The organism is Paenibacillus sp. FSL P4-0127 (assembly GCF_038007325.1).
In the GTDB taxonomy this organism is placed as follows: domain Bacteria; phylum Bacillota; class Bacilli; order Paenibacillales; family Paenibacillaceae; genus Fontibacillus; species Fontibacillus macerans.
The window spans coordinates 205,619-224,047 of sequence record NZ_JBBOWY010000002.1 but is presented as its reverse complement, the minus strand read 5'-3'; the positions used below and the strand labels follow the sequence as shown (position 1 = coordinate 224,047).

17 protein-coding genes are annotated in these 18,429 nt (G+C 52.0%); 5 read left to right on the top strand and 12 right to left on the bottom strand.

The annotated features are described in order from the left end of the window. Positions 1-32: 32 nt before the first annotated feature. Entirely contained in the window at positions 33-1,721 is a 1,689-nt protein-coding gene (locus NYE74_RS27570; protein ID WP_124333271.1) for a glycoside hydrolase family 13 protein, read from the top strand. Here NYE74_RS27570 and NYE74_RS27565 read toward each other — a convergent pair. Beyond that, complete coding sequence (locus NYE74_RS27565) at positions 1,718-2,482, bottom strand: SDR family oxidoreductase (RefSeq protein ID WP_213511175.1); 765 nt, start codon at positions 2,480-2,482, stop codon at positions 1,718-1,720. The two genes, NYE74_RS27570 and NYE74_RS27565, sit on opposite strands and share 4 nt — an antisense overlap. Before the next feature lie 101 nt (positions 2,483-2,583). Further along, the gene (locus NYE74_RS27560) at positions 2,584-3,165 is read right to left on the bottom strand and encodes a TetR/AcrR family transcriptional regulator (protein ID WP_036626281.1); all 582 of its coding nucleotides are present in this window, start codon (positions 3,163-3,165) and stop codon (positions 2,584-2,586) included. A 291-nt stretch (positions 3,166-3,456) separates the two neighbouring features. Between NYE74_RS27560 and NYE74_RS27555 the strand changes: the two genes are divergently transcribed. The 3 genes from NYE74_RS27555 to NYE74_RS27545 all read left to right on the top strand — a co-directional run bounded on the left by NYE74_RS27555 (position 3,457) and on the right by NYE74_RS27545 (position 6,056). Further along, the gene (locus NYE74_RS27555) at positions 3,457-4,623 is read left to right on the top strand and encodes an MFS transporter (RefSeq protein ID WP_227872942.1); all 1,167 of its coding nucleotides are present in this window, start codon (positions 3,457-3,459) and stop codon (positions 4,621-4,623) included. Positions 4,624-4,899: 276 nt separating this feature from the next. Next, positions 4,900-5,313, top strand: coding sequence for a hypothetical protein (locus NYE74_RS27550; protein WP_155621318.1), 414 nt, complete (start codon positions 4,900-4,902; stop codon positions 5,311-5,313). A gap of 29 nt (positions 5,314-5,342) precedes the next feature. Further along, a complete protein-coding gene (locus NYE74_RS27545) occupies positions 5,343-6,056 on the top strand; it encodes an AIM24 family protein (RefSeq protein ID WP_036626286.1) in 714 nt (237 codons plus the stop codon). A 719-nt stretch (positions 6,057-6,775) separates the two neighbouring features. Here the strand turns inward: NYE74_RS27545 and NYE74_RS27540 are convergent. The 3 genes from NYE74_RS27540 to NYE74_RS27530 form a co-directional block, all read right to left on the bottom strand. Beyond that, positions 6,776-8,068, bottom strand: coding sequence for a DUF4179 domain-containing protein (locus NYE74_RS27540; RefSeq protein ID WP_036626287.1), 1,293 nt, complete (start codon positions 8,066-8,068; stop codon positions 6,776-6,778). Further along, complete coding sequence (locus tag NYE74_RS27535; protein WP_213511174.1) at positions 8,034-8,597, bottom strand: RNA polymerase sigma factor; 564 nt, start codon at positions 8,595-8,597, stop codon at positions 8,034-8,036. The genes NYE74_RS27540 and NYE74_RS27535 overlap by 35 nt, the downstream gene beginning before the upstream one ends. Before the next feature lie 533 nt (positions 8,598-9,130). Beyond that, positions 9,131-9,685 carry a PadR family transcriptional regulator gene (locus tag NYE74_RS27530; RefSeq protein ID WP_036626291.1) on the bottom strand — a complete coding sequence of 185 codons (555 nt, stop codon included), beginning with the start codon at positions 9,683-9,685 and terminating at the stop codon, positions 9,131-9,133. Positions 9,686-9,824: 139 nt separating this feature from the next. Here NYE74_RS27530 and NYE74_RS27525 point away from each other — a divergent pair, with 139 nt between their 5' ends. Next, the gene (locus NYE74_RS27525; protein WP_036626294.1) at positions 9,825-11,015 is read left to right on the top strand and encodes an alpha/beta hydrolase family protein; all 1,191 of its coding nucleotides are present in this window, start codon (positions 9,825-9,827) and stop codon (positions 11,013-11,015) included. Between the two features lie 105 nt (positions 11,016-11,120). Here NYE74_RS27525 and NYE74_RS27520 read toward each other — a convergent pair whose 3' ends face one another. The 7 genes from NYE74_RS27520 to ctaG all read right to left on the bottom strand — a co-directional run bounded on the left by NYE74_RS27520 (position 11,121) and on the right by ctaG (position 18,344). Continuing rightward, positions 11,121-12,410 carry an ABC transporter permease gene (locus tag NYE74_RS27520; protein WP_124333274.1) on the bottom strand — a complete coding sequence of 430 codons (1,290 nt, stop codon included), beginning with the start codon at positions 12,408-12,410 and terminating at the stop codon, positions 11,121-11,123. Next, positions 12,403-13,308, bottom strand: coding sequence for an ABC transporter ATP-binding protein (locus NYE74_RS27515; RefSeq protein WP_278737866.1), 906 nt, complete (start codon positions 13,306-13,308; stop codon positions 12,403-12,405). Before NYE74_RS27515 ends, NYE74_RS27520 begins: the two co-directional genes overlap by 8 nt. Further along, on the bottom strand, positions 13,308-14,234 hold the full coding sequence (locus NYE74_RS27510) for an ATP-binding cassette domain-containing protein (RefSeq protein ID WP_036626300.1): 927 nt from the start codon (positions 14,232-14,234) through the stop codon (positions 13,308-13,310). Before NYE74_RS27510 ends, NYE74_RS27515 begins: the two co-directional genes overlap by 1 nt. Then, positions 14,234-14,647: a GntR family transcriptional regulator gene (locus tag NYE74_RS27505; RefSeq protein ID WP_278737863.1), complete on the bottom strand. Its 414-nt coding sequence runs from the start codon at positions 14,645-14,647 to the stop codon at positions 14,234-14,236. The genes NYE74_RS27510 and NYE74_RS27505 overlap by 1 nt, the downstream gene beginning before the upstream one ends. 45 nt (positions 14,648-14,692) lie before the next feature. Further along, positions 14,693-15,412 carry a hypothetical protein gene (locus tag NYE74_RS27500; protein WP_278737861.1) on the bottom strand — a complete coding sequence of 240 codons (720 nt, stop codon included), beginning with the start codon at positions 15,410-15,412 and terminating at the stop codon, positions 14,693-14,695. Between the two features lie 849 nt (positions 15,413-16,261). Next, entirely contained in the window at positions 16,262-16,726 is a 465-nt protein-coding gene (locus NYE74_RS27495) for a DUF420 domain-containing protein (protein WP_036626304.1), read from the bottom strand. A gap of 559 nt (positions 16,727-17,285) precedes the next feature. Beyond that, complete coding sequence (gene ctaG, locus NYE74_RS27490; RefSeq protein WP_278737859.1) at positions 17,286-18,344, bottom strand: cytochrome c oxidase assembly factor CtaG; 1,059 nt, start codon at positions 18,342-18,344, stop codon at positions 17,286-17,288. Positions 18,345-18,429: the final 85 nt, after the last annotated feature.

Genomic DNA, 18,429 nt, shown 5'->3' with positions numbered 1-18,429 from the left:
CAAACTCAACTAAATATAGAGGAGAGCTAATCATGCAAAAAAAATGGTGGAAAGAAAGCGTAGTGTATCAAATTTACCCCCGCAGTTTTATGGACAGCAACGGCGACGGCATCGGGGATCTGCAAGGCATCGTGTCCAAACTCGATTACCTTATGACGCTTGGCGTCGATGTGATCTGGTTATGCCCCGTTTTCCGCTCGCCCAATGACGACAACGGCTACGACATCAGCGATTACCGGGAAATCATGGCCGAATTCGGCACGCTCGCCGATTGGCGGGAGCTGCTGGACGGCCTGCACGCGCGGGGCATGAAACTGATCATGGATTTGGTCGTAAACCATACTTCCGACGAACATGCCTGGTTTGCCGAATCCCGCAAATCGCCGGACAATCCGTACCGGGATTACTACATCTGGCGCCCGGGCAAGGACGGACGGGAACCAAACGACTGGAGTTCTTTTTTCGGCGGGCCGGCATGGGAGTATGACGAGGCGACCGATGAATATTTCCTGCACCTGTTCTCCCGCAAGCAGCCCGACCTGAACTGGGATAACGGGGTGGTCCGCCGCGAAGTCTACGAGATGATGACCTGGTGGCTGGATCAGGGGATCGACGGCTTCCGGATGGACGTGATCAACCTGATTTCCAAAGTTCCGGAACTGCCGGATGCGGGGACGGACGTACGGGACGGCAGCTATCATTTTGGCGGAAAATATTTTGTCAACGGCCCGCGGGTCCATGAATATCTGCAGGAAATGAACCGGGAAGTGCTGTCGAAATACGATGTGATGACCGTCGGCGAGGCGATCGGCGCCAGCCCCGAGGATGCGCTGCATTATGTCGGCGAGGACCGCAGCGAGCTCAATATGATTTTCCATTTTGAGCTGATGGATGTCGATTCCGGTCCCGGCGGCAAATGGGACGTCAAACCCTGGAGGCTTGCCGATATCAAAGCGAACATTACCAAATGGCAAACTTCGCTGAACGGAAAAGGCTGGAACAGCCTGTACCTGAACAATCACGACCAGCCGCGGTTGCTCTCCCGGTTCGGCGACGAAACCCGCTATCCCAAAGAATCAGGGAAAATGCTGGCCACGCTCCTTCATACGCTCCAGGGTACGCCATACATTTACCAAGGCGAAGAAATCGGCATGACCAACGTGAAATTCGCTTCGATCGGCGAATACAAGGACATCGAGACGATCAACATGTACAGGGAATATAAAGCCTTGGGGCATCCGGAAGAAAAGATCATGAACTCCATTTACGTTAAAGGACGGGACAATGCGCGCACGCCGATGCAGTGGAACGCGGAAGCGCAGGCCGGTTTTACGACGGGAACGCCCTGGATCGCCGTCAACCCGAATTACAAGGAGATCAACGTGGAGGCGGCCTTGGCGGATCCGGATTCCCTTTTCCACTATTACCGCCGTCTCATCGAATTGCGCAAACAGCACGAAATCATCGTTTACGGCGATTACTCCTTGGTTGCGGAAGATGACGACCGGGTATTCGCCTACGTGCGTGCGTTCGGAAACGAGCGGCTGCTCGTCATCCTGAATTTCTTCGGCGAAGAGACCAGCTTTGCCCTCCCCGCCGAGGTTGCCGCAGCGGACGCGGAGCTGCTCATCGGCAATTATGCGCGCGAGCCGCTGCCGGATCAGGGACTATTGACGCTGCGGCCTTACGAAGCCCGGGTGTACAAGTATACAGTGTCTTAAAGATGCGATCCCCCGCTGGCGTCGATCAACTGCCCCGTGATCCAGCGGCTGTCTTCGGAAGATAGAAATGCGGCGATATCCGCGACGTCCTGCGGCTGCCCCCATCTTCCGAAGATGGAATAGTCCGCGCCAAATTGACGCGAGTCCGGATCCTGGAGCATCGGGGCGTTCATCTCCGTCTCCACGAAGCCCGGCTGGATGGCGTTGATCGTAATGCGGCGCGGGCCAAGCTGGGCGGACAAGGACAACGTCAGCGCGTTGATCGCCCCCTTTGTCATGCTGTAGGCGGCAACGCCGGGCAAAGAGATCCGCGTCACGGCCGACGACAGGTTAATGATCCGCCCCTCGTCCCGCAGCCGCGGCAAAGCTTGCTTGACCAGGAAAAACGGGACTTTCACGTTGATGTCCATAAGTTCGTCGAACACCTCTTCCGTAGTTTCCTCAATCGGCAGCGTGGAGGCGATCCCCGCATTGTTCACCAAAATATCGAACCTGGTGTCGTACGTGCGTGTTTTTAGCGCCTCGTCCAATGCCTCATAAAACGCCCCCACGCTTCCGGCATCGCTGAATTTTTGACCTATCGCAAATGCGGTTCCTCCGCTTTGCTCGATGGCGCGGACGACCTCTTCGGCCGCTTCCCGGCTTTGCCCGTAATGGACGGCTACCAAGGCCCCTTCTTGCCCCACACGGATCGCAATGGCTCTGCCGATGCCTCGGCCGGCTCCGGTAACCAGCGCGGCTTTTCCTGTCAATTTCCCCATGTTCCATAACCTCCGAAAATTTAAGTTTAAATTCAAATAGATTATGGCATAGGGCGGATTTTGTTATGTTGCTCTCTCATTCGTGCCTAACGGAATGCGCGTTAATCCAATAAAGACAATATAACCGATACGGAATTGTCGGCAAATGACCGTTCAGGACGCGATTTCAGCAGCACGGTAAGGCCGATGAGCGATACGACCAATGTCTGAGCTAGAGCTTGCGCATTCAAATCCGCTTTAAGCTCGCCGGATTGTACGCCTTGTTCAAGCTTCTCCTGGAATATTACGGCAAGATACATCTCATGTTCCCTCGTAAGAACTTCAAATTTCTTGTCATGCGGCGCCAGCTCCACCATCGTATTGATGCAAAAACACCCGCGATTCTCCCCCCCTTGGTATTCCGCCTCCACCAGACTTTCAAAGTAGGAGCGAAACGCTTCTTTGACGGTTGCGTGCTTTTGCAGTCTGGTGCGGACATAAGAAGCGTGGGACCCCATGTATTTACGCAGGGCAGCTTCGAACAGCTCCGTTTTGTCTCCAAAAGCCGCGTATAGGCTTGGCCGCTGAATCCCCATTCTCGAAGTTAAATCGGTTAAAGACGTTGCTTCAAACCCCTTCTCCCAAAACAATTCCATGGCGGCCTCTAATGCTTTCTCCTTATCAAATTCGCGAAGTCTGGCCATCGTTACCTCCATCATCCTCGTTAAGTATCGATTGGTATAAAATAATTCTATTTTTCAAAGTGTTCATTGTCAATGATCGCTGTAACCACAATGAAATTTGTTGACAAAAAAAGTTTCAAGGCAGTATAGTTTATGTTAAATTATGTACCGAACGGTATATAAAATTCATTTTTTAGCGATGGAGGGTAAAAGATGGAGAAATCCCAAGCGAAAGCAAGCGCTGGCGCCCGTACTGGCAAGGCTGCGTCTCAAGGAGCCGCCTTAACGTCCGCACCTGCTGCCTCTTCTTTTATGTCGTACAAAATAGCTCTGTTGTTCGCCATCGCCTGCGGCCTGGCGGTTTCCAACGTTTACTACGCACAGCCGCTGCTCGATTCACTGGCGGAACAATTCGATATCACCCGGTCGTCCGTTGGAAGCATCATTACCGTTACGCAAATTTGCTATGCACTAGGGCTATTTATGCTGGTGCCGCTCGGCGATCTTCTTAATCAGCGCCGGCTTATCATCGTGATGATGCTAATATCCGCAGGGGCTCTTGCCGTTGTTGGCATCGCCAATACCGTCACCGTGCTGTTTGCCGGTTTAGCGGTTGTAGGATTGCTTGCGGTCGTAACGCAGGTGTTGGTATCGTACGCATCCACTTTAGCCGCCCCGTCCGAAAGGGGAAGCATCGTCGGGTTAGTGACCAGCGGAGTCGTGATCGGAATATTGCTCGCGCGAACATTTGCCGGGATTTTAACGGATATCGCCGGATGGCGCTCGGTTTATCTGGTCTCTGCAGCTTTAATGCTGATCATGGGTGTAACTTTATACCGGGTACTCCCGCAATATCACGGCAAAAAGGAACCATTATCCTATCCGCAATTGCTGCGCTCGGTGGTTCAATTATTCGTACAAGAAAGAGTGCTGCGCATCCGCGCAGGTTTGGCTTTACTCATATTCACGGCGTTTAGCACATTATGGACATCCCTGGTGCTGCCTTTGAGCTCGCCTCCGGCATCGTTATCGCATACCGCAATCGGGGCGTTTGGCCTGGCCGGCGTTGCCGGAGCGTTGGCGGCGTCTAAAGCGGGGCAGCTTGCCGATCGCGGCCTGGGGCAGAGAACGACGGGCTTGGCGTTGGTATTGTTGCTGATATCTTGGCTGCCGATCAGTTATACCGAATACTCCTTGCCTGTCCTGGTCATCGGCATCCTCCTCCTTGACGCGGCAGTGCAAGCGGTGCATGTCACGAACCAGAGTTTGATTTTTGCCGTGCGTCCCGAAGCGCGAAGCCGGCTCACTGGGGGATACATGATCTTTTATTCCATCGGCAGCGCAACCGGAGCTATCGCTTCAACCCATATCTACGCTTATTCCGGTTGGAGAGGGGTATGCCTGTTCGGCGCCGCCGTGAGCGCCATTGCCCTCTTGTTTTGGGCTTTGACCCTTCGGCAGATTAGACCGGCAGACTAGACCAGGCCGGCGTCCACATCGGGAAAGCGGACAGTCTTCCTGCCGACCGGCAAACCCCTCATAAAAATGGCCAGCCCCGGCCAGCGCCGTCTACCGGGTCGAAAACGGGAAAATCGCCGAGGCGGGAATGGCGGCCGCTTCAGCCCGCGTGGCCGTGCGCAGCGAGAGACGGATGCCGAAATAACCGAAGGAATTAGCCCTTCAGAAACTTTTCATCCCCCTATTACGTAAAAGTTGATATATGACGATGTTTGTTGATGTTTGGAGGTGGGGGAATTGATAAGAAACCGGAACCGGTCCCTGCTCTTGCTTATTCTTGTCCCGCTCGCCGGCGGACTGCTCTTTGGGGGCGGAAAACCGGCCGAGGCGGGCTATTGGAACGATTTTTGGAGCGGGGTCAATGAACTGTCGCAACTCCCCTCCGAGGTGAGTGAATTAAAGGCGGATTACCAGAACACTTTGGACAAGCTCGATGCGACGCAGGAAACGCTGGAAAGCTTCCGCCGGCAAAACGAGGAGCTAATGGCGCGCAACAGGGAGCTCGCCGCTACCGTATCGGCTTTGACGGAGGCGCAACAGATCCGTGACGCCAATGCCCGAAAAATCCGGGTGATGGCGTTTGCCGGCCTCGTGCTGTTTGCGGGCTATTTTGTCGTGCTGCGGCTCGTCCGGTTGGCGCTCCGCCGCTGATTTGCCGCTACGGAGAGGAGGAGTCCATGATGGATATTCTAAAGCACAACGACGGCCTGGCGGGGTTGGGCGGGCATACGGTCACCTTCGACTTGCGCGAAGCCGACAAGCTGCATCTGCTGCACCCCGGGCAAGTCATCGCTTACCGCGGCCCGGCCCATCACCGGACCGACAGACTGATGAATATGAAAGGCATCTACCGGAAACGCAAGCTGCTGCGGGCCGATTTCACGGGGCCCTGCCGGGTAACCGCCTCCCTCCCTCCCGCCATCGGTTTGAAAGTGCTCGAGTTTGCCGGGGAGAGCGACTTGCTGTACGACTTCCGGCATCTCTTTTTTTATACCGAAGGCATCCGTATGGAGAACCGCATTCTCAGCATGAAAAACATGATGATCACCCGTGACGCGGTAAAAGTCAAATTTTCCGGCCTAGGGCAAATCGGGATTCTGACCCAAGGACAGGTGATCGAGCTGCCGCTGCATCCCGAAGAGCCGCTTTACGTGGAAGCCGGACGGGTGCTCGCTTATCCCGAGCGCGCCAAGCTGGAGCTCTCCGTTTACGGCAATCACTTGGCCAGCCAACATATGCGCTACCAATGGAAAATGACCGGACAAGGCTCGGTGCTGGTCCAATCCGGCGGCCCCGGAAGCGGTGAACTGGTACGGGATCTGCAGGCGGAGGACGGCATCGTCAAACGTTTCCTGCGCGAGGTGATCCCTTTTGGCGGCGTGTTTATTAAGTGATCGGCCTCCAAAAATAGGGCTCAAAACAACAAGCGTCGCTTGATTGCGGGACAAGTGCAATAGCGTGGATAAGCGCATTAGTGTGAATAAGCCCATTAGTGTGGATAAGCGCATTAGTGTGGATAAGCGCGGGTGGCAGCCGTTAGTGTAGAAAATGTACCGTACAGCTTGATCATTCGAGATAACACGTTAATCAAGCGCCGATTTCTGGGTCGAGCCCAAAAATTTCTGGGTTGAGCCCAAAATAACGGCACTTTATGTCCTTATTATTCGGAGCCAGGCATGTTTGTCCCCATTAGCGGCATTTTGCCCTTATTTTCCTATGAAGGGTCCAGAACGCGGGCATTTCTTGATGATTCGAGAAAATAGCGGCATAAAATGCCTCTATGTCTCTCAAATGGACGGATACTGCCGGAATAACGCCATTTTTTGCCCTTATGTTTTCGAAGCAGTTTTTCGAAGCAGTTTTTCAAAGCAATTTATCAAAGCAGATTCTAAGAGCAATCTGTTTGGCAGGTTGCCCCGGCACAATACAAAAGAGCACCGCCGCTTTATCGGCGGGCTCCTCTTTGATGTTCAGCGGCGTCCCGCTCGCCTGTGGCCCTTCGGTCCAAGCGGCCAAGTGCCATGGCACTGAAAGGCTGACCGGGTTAGGATGCAGAGGTGCGCCTGATGGTTTGGTCAAGCGCCGTTGCTGGTTTTGGACCTCTTTGCTCGTTTCATTTTTTTATATCTACAGATATGGTCTTATTGTAGGTTTTAATATAATCGAACCCGTCCACCATGAGGAGCTCCGGTTTGTCCGTGGTGTTAAAAGAATACGTATTCTCCCACAGAATGTTGCCATTTTTCAAATCCCAAGGGCGGGATGCGGAAATCGATGATACGGGAACTACGTTACCGCCGGCTTGTATGGATAAATGGTCCGTTTCCAAGTGTACAAATTGTTTTCTGGCGATCACGATATCATAGCCTGTGTCGGTTTTGGTTACGCTGCGAATCCATATCTTTTCATTTCCTATTTTGATGGATCGGTCTGATGGTGCGGCAAGGGAGACGGGTTCTTTTACTTTCTGATATCCTGGGAAACTTTCCAGTACAAGTTCAATGGTCTTAATCTTGTCTGTTGGAAGCACATCAAATTCAATTTCAAATCCCGAACCAACCGCCCCCCTATATCCCCAATTTTTCACTTCTGTTCCATTAACATAAAGCTTAGTATTGGCTGGATATCTTGGGGGTTCCTTTAATTCATAATGCGCCTTCACGATGGTTGAAGATGGCGAAGCGGTAATGGAGTCATAGTGGACAGCGCCCTGATCAACAGGAACGGATTTGGAAATATTCTCTTTAATGATACTCTTCATCGCTTGAGTAGGGTCAAACTTGAAGGAAATAGGATACAATGCCTGTTCCCCATTACCCAGCCGCTCACTGAATGTAGCTGTCAATGTTCTGGAGAATGGACTAACCGGCTCGAATTTATACACTCCTTCGAACCGGGTTTCATCTTTGCTGTAATTGCCGTTTCCTTGAGTCGGATTGGAATTAGTCAAGAACCCGTGCAATTGGTCTACACCGTAACGAACGAAACCATTGTCATCCAATACGGAGCCTGCGGGCCGATTAATGGTGTAATACATTAAAAATGCGTTATCGTCGGCAATAACACCGTTAATGGTAATGACAGTACCGTCATCAAGCGTTTTGCTTTGGTTTACCTGCTGTCCGTATCCTTGCTCGGCCACTTCGGAAAAACTCAGGGAGGTCAACTCGCTTTGATTAAGCAGCTTGCCTCCGTAATAAGCGAAGGCAGGATATTCATACATTCCAACAATCAGAAGGAGCGCCGCGGCAGTTGATATACCCCATGTCAAAGCTGGATTCTTCTTTCTTTTCTTAGCGGGAACATTCTGAAGCGCATTGCGAAGTCTGCCTTCAAGTTCCGGCGGAGCCTGCACCCTATTCAAAAACTGCTTATGCTCCTGTAATTTCTCTTCGATCGTGTTCATAACGATCACCTCCGATCATGACTTTTAGTTTTTGGATGCCTTGCGAGATTCTTGATTTGATGGTTCCAAGCGGCGCACCGGTTATGTCCGCAATCGTCTGATACGGGAGATCATGAACATATCGAAGTTCGATCGCTTCCCGCTGTTGTGCGTTCAAATGAGATAGCAGCACCTGCATGTCCATCTCGGACTCCGAATAGCGATATGGATGATCGTCAGCCAATGCGGCAAGTGATGGTCCTCGCTCGTCTTCCAGCGGAAGAAACCGCGCCTTTTTGCGGAGTAATGTTTTGCACCGATTGACGAGAATGGTTTTGCTCCAGCTGTAGAAGGCTTCGCCCTTTCGCAATTGATCAATCTTTTCATACAGCGTAACAATCATGTCTTCCATCGCATCCATCGCGTCGTGCTCGTTTCCCATGTATGCATAGGCAAGACGATAATAAGCGTCCTGATCGGCTATGACTAGCTGCAGTAAGGCTTCCTTGTTGCCTTTTTGGGCTTGTTTGACCAGATGGCTTACTTTCATGTCCTCCCCCCTTTTCATAAGTAAGAGACAGCAGAGGTTATAAAAGTTCATTTTGCACAAAAAAAGCTCCACACCCGGGTCTCAGGGAAGTTGCTGCATCCCTAAGAGGTTGTAGAGGGGATAGATTTAATGGAAACTATAGTTGAGGGACTTCATCAAGTTCAAACCAATCATCAAATTCACCTACAAACTCTTGATTTAATATTTCGACAGTATCACTGTTATTCGGTCAGATGAGACATCTTTCTTTCAGGGCTCTCTCTTCTATTGATGTGATTACCCTTACGATGCAAATATAGCGATAATTCATATAGTGATATTTTACCAAATACCGAATAAATTATTTCAGCTGCCGCTTTGCTGGAGGAATTCACTCGAGACGATGGCCTCCGGCTGATATCAAGGTTAACTCTTTGGTAGGAGATGTTTCTTGAGCAAAATTAAAAGCCGCTCATTTGAGCGACTGCAGGATGTTGATAAAGCTCTGTTTTTTGAGTTTGTTTGAATAAGTTAGATGAATTTTTGAAGAGGTCCTACCCAATCTGATTGCTCTTCAACCAGCCAATCATTTTATCGCACCATTCACTGCAGCTCTTCTCAAAACTTATCCCCATTTCGATAATGGCAATGGACGAGAAAAGCGGATGGTCGCTGGTTAATTCCTGATTCTGCTCGCGAATCGAAGCGATCTTGTCCGTATACAACTCCACCCGCTGCTCATGCTCAGCCCTTTTCTTTTTCAAGTGAGGAATCAAAACTTCCGGGGCAATCAACCATGAGTTGTACTGCTTGAGGAGGAATTCATCCCAATTCCCCGGCTCGCTTGGCTCCATGACCCATTCCTTTAAATGTTCAATCCCTTGGTCCGTTATTTTATAAACTTTCCGTGCCGGTCTGTACGATTCCCGTTCATGCGATTGCAGCTGCACCAGCCCTTCCGTTTCCAGTTTGGAAAGCAACGGATAGAGCTGGTTATTGTTGATTTTGTAGAAAAAATTAATTCTATCTTTCATCTGCTGCTTGATGTCATACCCGCTTAAAGGTTCCCGAGCCAATAAACTAAGCAATACAAATTTAATGGAACTCACTTGGATATTATCCTCCTTCAAAATATACATAAGTTAATTTTAACATAAGTTATTATTGACATATAAACTTTCTTGATATAAGTTAATATTAACCTATAAAGCACACAACTACAATCCAAGAAAATGAGGAGCGATTACCATGCGTCTTGTCTTTAATGATCAAACTTTTTCCTTTGAGCTGCTTAGAACGCTCAGCTATGCCCCTTATGGAGGAGCCGATATTGGCGAATGTCTGTCAACCGCCTACCGGATCAAAGAAGGGGATTTTGAAAGCTGGTACACCGAATGGTATAAAACCGCCGAAAGAATTCAAGCTTTGGCTGACGACAGCCTGAAGCGGGGCAATCGAATCAGTGCGAAGGAGTTTTATATGAGAGCCTCCAATTACTACCGCACAGCGGAATTTTTCCTGCATGGCGCGCCGGGTGATCCACGTATCCTGGAGACTTGGGATAAAAGCCGGTCCGCATTCCGCCAAGCCATTCAATTCATGGATTTCGTGGAGCAAGTGGAAATTCCGTATGAGGGGACCCGTTTACCGGGATATTTTTACCGCGTAGATGACGAGCGGCGGCCTACCTTGATTGTTCACGGGGGCTATGATTCTACAGGGGAAGAGCTTTATTGGGAAGTGGCGGCGGCGGCACTGCAGCGTGGGTACAACTGCCTTACCTTCGAGGGTCCGGGGCAAGGCGCGGTTATTCGGGAGCAGCACCTGCCGTTTCGCAACGATTGGGAAAACGTTGTCTCGCCTGTGGTCGATTTTTTGTGGAATCGGGCTGAGGTCGATCCCCAACGGATCGCCCTTATGGGGATCAGTTTCGGCGGTCATTTAGCGCCTCGTGCAGCCGCTTTCGAACATCGCCTTGCCGCTTGTATCGCAAACGATGGTTTATTCTCCTTTCAATTTGGCGAGATGGGCCGGAAACTTCAGCAAGGGTTTCATGGCGATTTGGATGACCCTATTAATATGGAAAAATTCATACGTATATTAATGGAGAAGAACGTCAATATCCGCTGGGCGATCGAAAACGGCATGTTCACGTACAGAGCTAAAAGCATTAGTGAACTCGTCGCGAAAACAGCTGCCTACACCTTGGAAGGCGTGGCCGATAAAATCCAGTGTCCCACGCTCGTGTGCGAAGCTGAACATGATCACTTTTTCGCAGGCCAGCCCCAGATGTTATATGACGCGCTCGCTTGTCCTAAAACCTATATGAAATTCACCGCCGAAGAATGCGCTGAGGAACATTGTCAATTTGGAGCATTGCTGCTGTTCAATCACCGGCTCTTCGAATGGTTGGATCAAACGCTGCAAGTAGGCAAGTAACTGCATTGGACGAATAATTACGGATACCAACGAGGGTTAAAAAAAGATGACTCCTGTACAATACAGGAATCATCTTTTTAAGTACAAGTTTGGCCCGCAATTGGTTCAAATTTTGTACGCCTTCATCGCCTTGCGCAGCTCTTTCAGCGTCGGCCGCTTGCCGTAGAGCAGTACGCCCGTACGGTAAATTTTCGCCGACAGCCAGCCGAACAGGAAAATTGCGGCGGCGAGGATAAGCAGCGAAAGCGCGATCTCCCACACCGGCGTTGTTCCGACGCCGATCCGGACGATCATCGATACGGGCGAAACGAACGGGATATAGGAGCTTATTTTAAGCAGCATCGAATCGGGGCTGCTCAAGCTGAAAATCCCGATGTAAAAAGCGACCAGCGACAGCATCGTAATCGGCATCACCGCCTGGCCGAGCTCCTCCGTCCGGCTCACCAGCGAGCCGATGGCGGCAAACAGCGTCGCATACAGAAAGTAGCCGAGGATATAGAAGACTAGCCCAAGCACCAGCACCTCGACGCGGATCTGCGATAAATCGAGGTTGAAATCGGCCAGCACCGGCTGGTTGTACGGCAGCGTTACGTTGACCGCAATGACCGCGGCGAACACGAAAATCTGCAGCAAGCCGATAAAAAACATGCCGATGATTTTGCCGAACATCTGCGCCAGCGGCGATACGCTCGTAATGAGAATTTCCATGATGCGCGAGCTTTTTTCCGCCGTCACCTCGGAGGCGATCATATTCCCGGTCATCGTGATCGTCATGAAGAACAAAATGATCAGCGCGTATACGACGACATAGTTGATCGCGCCGGGCTCCGCCCCGCCGTTGCCGCCCGGCCCTTCCTTGGCTCCGTCTTCCGCGGCGGACTTTACCGCCTCGATCTGAACCGGCGCGTTGAGCGCGGCGATTTGAGCTTCACTAAGCATGCCCTTCGTAATGTACTGCACCTTGACGTGCTGAAGCGCCGCTTGCAGGGCGGTTTGCAGATCCGCCTTCATCTGGCCGGACTCGGACGTATACGTCACCGCCGGAAAACCGCGATCCGCCCCGGATGCAAACCGCAGATAACCGTCGATTTTGCCCGCTTCGAGCTCTTGACCCAGCGCGGCCTCATCCGCGTTTTCGTAGGGGATCAGCGTAAAACTAGCTGCCGGCTGCTTTTCCGCATAGGCCGTTAAGGCTTTCGCCAACTCCGGCTGGCCGGCATAGACGACGCCGATCTTCGACGGCTGATCGTTGCCCCCGGCAAATTTATCGATAAAATAAGGCACATGGAGGCCGACAGAAACGAGCAACGCCAACACGACCGTCGTGATGATAAAGGCTTTCGTCCGCACCTTGTTCATAAACGTAAAGCCGATCACCGTACGCATTTTATTCATTCGACTCGCCTACCTCCCGAATAAAGATTTGGTTGAGCGTCGGTTCCTTAATCTCAAAATGCTCCACTTCGGCAGATTCCATCGCGGTTTTCAGAATCGCCTGCGCAGCGGACGCATCCTTGATCCGGAGCAAATAACCGTTATCCGTCCGCTCCACCGCTTTAACGCCGTCTAACCTCTCCAGGCCGTTCACTTCCCCCGCCGTTTTCAGCAGCACCTCTTCGCGGGGATAACGTTTCTTAATTTCCTGCAAATTGCCCTGCAGTACCGTGTTGGAGCGGTGCAAAATCGTAATGTTGTGGCACAGCTCCTCCACATGCTCCATCCGGTGCGTGGAAAATAAAATGCTGGTGCCCTGGTCGCGCAGCTCCTTCACCGTGGCCTTGAGCAGCTCGACGTTAACCGGATCCAGACCGCTGAACGCCTCGTCCATGATGACGATTTTCGGCTTGTGGACGACGGCGGCGATAAAGCCCATTTTTTGCTGGTTCCCTTTGGACAGCTCCTCGATTTTTTTGTCGTAATATTCCGGCACTTCAAAACGGTCGAGCCAATATTTCAGGCTTTTGTCGGCCTCCGCCGCCGACATCCCCCTCAGGCGGGCCAAATAAATGATCTGGTCGCTGACCTTCACCTTGGGGTACATACCCCTTTCTTCCGGCAAATACCCCATCTCGTGTTGGAGCTCCCGGCCGTACGGCTTGCCATGGTACAAAATGCGTCCGCTGTCCGGATAGATCAGCCCCAGCACCATCCGCATCGTCGTCGTTTTGCCGGCCCCGTTTGCGCCAAGCAGACCGTAAATTTCCCCTTCCTCCACCCGAAGCGAAATATGATTAACGGCCGTTTTTTCCCCGAACTGCTTTACCACGTTTTCCAAAACCAACGGATATGCCATCATTTCTCCCCTTCTTTCGTAAAAAAATCGCCCGGAGGATAACCCTGCATCCATAACTTCAAAATTTCCTCCAGCTCCATACTCCGGCTTTGAATCACCTGCAGTCCATGGTCCCCGCACCACTGCGTAAAATCGCCATTGTTCCTAACGGCCAGCTTGCTGATGCCGGGGCCATTCTCCCGGAAAATTACGGTGCCGGGGAAATCACCCGGCGTCAAGTTTTCCCCTTTGAGCCAAAATTCTTTCCAGCTTCCAAGCAGCAGGTCTTTTTCGGCCATGCCGAGCACCTTGCCTTCATGAACGAGGGCGATGTAATCGGCCAGCCGCTTCACTTCTTCAACCATGTGCGTACTGAGCACGATCGACACCGCTTCGCCACCCTCATCCATAAAATCTTTCAGTTCCTCGATCATCGTACCCCAAGCGAACGGGTCAAGCCCAGACGAAGGCTCGTCAAGCAGCAGCAGCTTCGGTTTGGCCGCCAGCGCGGCGGCGATTTCGAATTTGCGCCGTTCGCCTTTGGACATCCGGTTTAAACGTTCGCGCCGCGGCACATCAAAACGGTCCATTAACCGCTCAAACCGCTTCGCGTCCCAATCCGGGTACCAATGGGAGCGGAATTTCGCCGCTTCTTCCGGGGTCACAAAGTTCTCGTCCACCGCCGGGTTTTCCGGAACGTACCCGATTTGCCGGCGAATTTCAAGCGGCAGTTCGCCGGCCGGAACGTGGCCGTACCATTTGATTTCTCCCTCATCCGGTGCAATGATCTGCAAAATCATCTGCATGATCGTGCTTTTTCCCGCTCCATTGGGTCCGACCAAAGCGACGATATAGCCTGCGGGAATTTGCAAATTCAGCGGGCCGATCGTTTTCCTGCGCCCCCGCTTTACGGCCCCAATCAGCTCTATAGCCAGCTCGAATTCCATCAGCTCTCCTCCCCCTTTTTGCCCTCAGATCCGTATTTCATCCGCAAAACTTGCAAAAACAGCTGTTTCAGCTCTTCCTCTCCGAAATTCATCGATTTCCCGGTATCTACCGCCGCGGCGATGGCCTGCTGCACGACCGTTTTGCGGTATTCACCGCGTTCCTGGGCCCCCACCTTCGCCACAAAGGTCCCGGTTCCTTGCTTCGTCCGCAGCAGCCCCTCGTTCTCCAGATCCTGATAAACGCGGCGAACGGTGATTACGCTGCAGTTCAGGCTTCCGGCGAATTCCCGGATTGAAGGCAGCAATGTTCCTTCTTCGATTTGCCCGCTGACAATCAGCGATTTGAGTTGCGTTTCGATCTGATGATACAACGGCGCTCCGCTCTCCTCATTCAGTTGAATGGGAATCCACATCGCTTTCGTCACCTCCGCCTTCCAGCGCTTTTCCCAAGGTTCCCATTATGCCAGATCCCGCACGGCCAGCTTGCGCTTCGTGACGGCGGCAAACAGGTTTAAGCCCAGTGCTCCGCAGACCAAGGCCCCCCACATCAGCGGCGACAGGAGCGCATATCGCCCGGAGTAATCTACCGTCAGCTTGATCAGATTCCCCCCGAAGCCGTTGACGACAAAAGCGAGCAAAGCAACCAGCACCATCGAGGCCATCGACATCCAAAGATATGTGCTGCCTTTTTTTAAAAATTCAAAGTAAATATACGCGCCGTTAAGCAGCAATCCGTAGCCGCACCAGGTTAAGGCAAAAGCAATGTATCCCGCCGGACTCAGCTCGCTTCGCAGGGTTGCCGAAAGCAGATAAAGCGCCGCAAAATAAAGCACGCCATTAAAAAAGATCGCCGTAACCAACTGTATAATCCGGCCTAGCATCACCGCGTCCGCCGGGATGGGAAGCGTGCGGTAAAACCGCAGCATCTGCGTATATGAATCTTCTTTAAGGTAGTTAAAAGAGCGCCGCGAAAAATAAAAGCCGGTAAACGGAATCAACAGCAGCATGAGAAAATCCGCCAGCGGTTTAAGAAAAGAAGCTTCCCGTTCACCGGGTTCGAACATAAAGCTCATCATCAGCGCCATATACAGCATAAACAAAACGTTCCAGATCAGATACAACCGGTCCCCGTGCAGATCCCTTTTGAAGATGACCCAAGCGTCTTTCCACCTGTTCAATACGCTCAACCTTTCTTTTTCGAAATGTAAACTGGCTCAAAACCGAAATCAGTGGTCGACAAAATAAATTGTCTTGATATCCCTGCATGCTGCTTTGCACGATTATTCCTTTTGTTCAGGGGGGAGAGGGTAGGGGCTAATCACGGTCCTTTCATTTTTCCCGGTGTCTTGCCCCATTCCTCCCGTCGGGTCTGCCTTCACTTCTCCTAAACCTCCTTCTCAACAAACCTGTCTAACGTTCTCGAACATGTCTGCTTCTCCCAAACCTATTTTCTTCTCCTGAATTTACTCTCTGCTTCCGGATCAAACGGGATAATCGTGCAAAGCGTCCGGACAGCGGGGATATTGATCTCCCGATATTTCTTGCCACGATCGGTTTCCGGCCTCCCTGTCAAGCGCCGATTATTAGGTTGAGCCGTAAAACTTCTACTCAATTTGGGCCGGATACGGTTTAAAGCAAACTCCGAACCGTGCGCTGAATTTTGCGTCAAACTGAACTGTATCTACTGTGTATATATTTATATACAGTATAATGACTAGGGGGGGATTCGTCAAACCTCCCTGCTCAACACGCCTTCTGCAAGCAAAAAAATAACGCCCCGAGTTTATAACTCAGGACGTTACCATATGCGGGACAAGGGATTCGGTTAGCGCTTTGGGTAATGCTTGATTAGCGCTGGGTTAGTGCTGGGTTAGTGCCGGCTAGCGCTGGGTTAGCACTCGGCTAGCGCGGGTTAGCACTCGGCTAGCGCGGGTTAGCGCTCAGCTAGCTCGGGTTAGCACTCGGTTAGCGCGGGTTAGCGCTCAGCTAGCTCGGGTTAGCGCTCAGCTAGCTCGTTCCCCGCATCGTCAGACGCCGAGAATCACTTCCCATACCGGCTTGGTATGGCCGCCCGGGTACATCAAGTACAGCAGCACGTAGACGGCCACGCCGGTAATCGCCGTAAAAAACCAAATCACCGAGGTCGTTCTGCCCCATTTGCGGTGTTTCGCGTACTTTTCCCGGAATCCAAGCACCAGCGTCGTGAGGCCGAAGACGGCCGCCACCGTCGCCAGAACGATGTGGAAAATGAGGAAAGTCTGATAATATCCTTTCAGGCTGTCCGGACCGCCCCAGGACGTATTCCCGATAAACACCGTACGGGACATATAAATCACAAAAAACAGCAGCGCCGCGACCGCGGCGGCGATCATCGTCTTCTTGTGGGCTTCCCGTTTGCCCTTAATGATCAATCGCCACCCGATGGCAACCAGCACCGCACTAATGACGATAAACGACGTGCTGATCGTCGGGAACAACGTGTACAGATCCAATTTCGAACCTCCTAAAAGTTTTGTGAGGACTGTATCCTTGAATTTGTTACGAACAAAACTGGCTTCGTACCCAGCAAACTGATCGTTCCCCCACCTCACGTTGGAAAAATCCAATAGATTGCCGGACATCGAACGCTATTTTGGACTCAACTCGCTTATTTCGGCCCAAAACCTAAACCGGTGCGTGACCGGGGAACAGGTGCGATTGCGTTAAAGTGTGTGTAAATGATCGAATAAAGAAGCTCGAAAAATCTAACGGTTGTGAGCGACGCTATTTGGGTAAAAACGGGGGTTTACAAGATGTAACGGTTGCCAGCGTGCTTATTTCCCTTTTTTTCGCAGGAAAAGGGGCTGTTTCGCCCAAATAAGCGCGAATACAACCGTTAGAAATGCAACCTTCGTTTTTTCGGCCGAATAAGCGCTATGACAACCGTTAGCATAAAATTGTGCCGAATAGTTGTACCTGATAGATGTGCCGGTTAGATCGATCATTCGAGGCAACCCCATTGGTCAAGCGCGATTATTCCGTCATACAGCATGATCCCGCCCCGCGGCGCCTTTATTCCGCAACTTTCCCCGGCGGTATAATCGCCGCATCCAAACGGAGATCGGAAAGTTCCCGCACCTCGGAAAGTTCACGCGCCTCAGAATGCTCACGAACCCCAGAAGACTCACGAACCCCAGAAAGCTCGCGCGCCTCAGAATGACCGCGCGTCCCGGCAAGCTGAACCGCCAGTTCTTCATCGTCGCCTCCGCGATTTTCTTGCTTGTACCACTGGTAAAAGACATATGCCAGCATCGAGGCGAAGATAAACTCCTGGATGAACTTCATCAAAATGCCGCCCACCTGCTGATCGATGCCGGGTTCCAAGAACCCGAAAAACTGCGGACCGCCGAATTGGCTTAACAGCATCGCGGGATTTCCCGAAACGCAGTACCCCATCGCTCTCGCCCACACGTTCGGATCGCTGTAGGTCGCGTAAAGCGGCTCCTTCGTAAAGATAATCAAGCCGCAGGCCGGCGTAAGCAGCACCATGTTCAGAAAAATAAACCCCATTTTCTTCAGCCCCTGCGCCCCCGGGCGTTCAGGCAGCGGGTTCACCAAAGTCCACCACATCAGCCCCGAAGCGATAAACAGGACGATGTAATAAAGCCGGTGCACGCCGAAATGCAGCATCACGTAATCGTGAACCGCCGGGATATGGTAAAACGAAAACAGTCCGTTAAACACCACGGCCGCCGCCACCGGCTTCACCAAAAACCGCAACTGGCGCAGCGGGCTTCCGGCCAGAAACACGGCGACTTTCCGCCATACCCAAGGCGGGATACCCAACATCAGCAGCGGCGGAGCAACCAGATAAGACAATGCCATGCTTATCATATGGAAGCTGAACATCATATGCCCCAGCAGTTCGACCGGACCGCCCTGAGCCAGGTACAGCAGCGCCATCCCGGCCGCGAACAGCAGTTTCCGCCCCGCCGGCACGCGTTCCTCCGCGGCCCATTTCCCGCCGCCCGGACCGATCAGCACGAAATATCCCGCCGTAATCAGCAGCATAAAGGCCAGAAATACCGGACTCCAAACATCCGCAAATTTAAAATATTCTAATCCAAGCATCGTAAAACCTCCCTCCGCCGCCGGATTTTCTGTCTAAATTGTGAAAAAAAGAGGGGGGCCATGATCTCCGGATCAGACCCGCCTC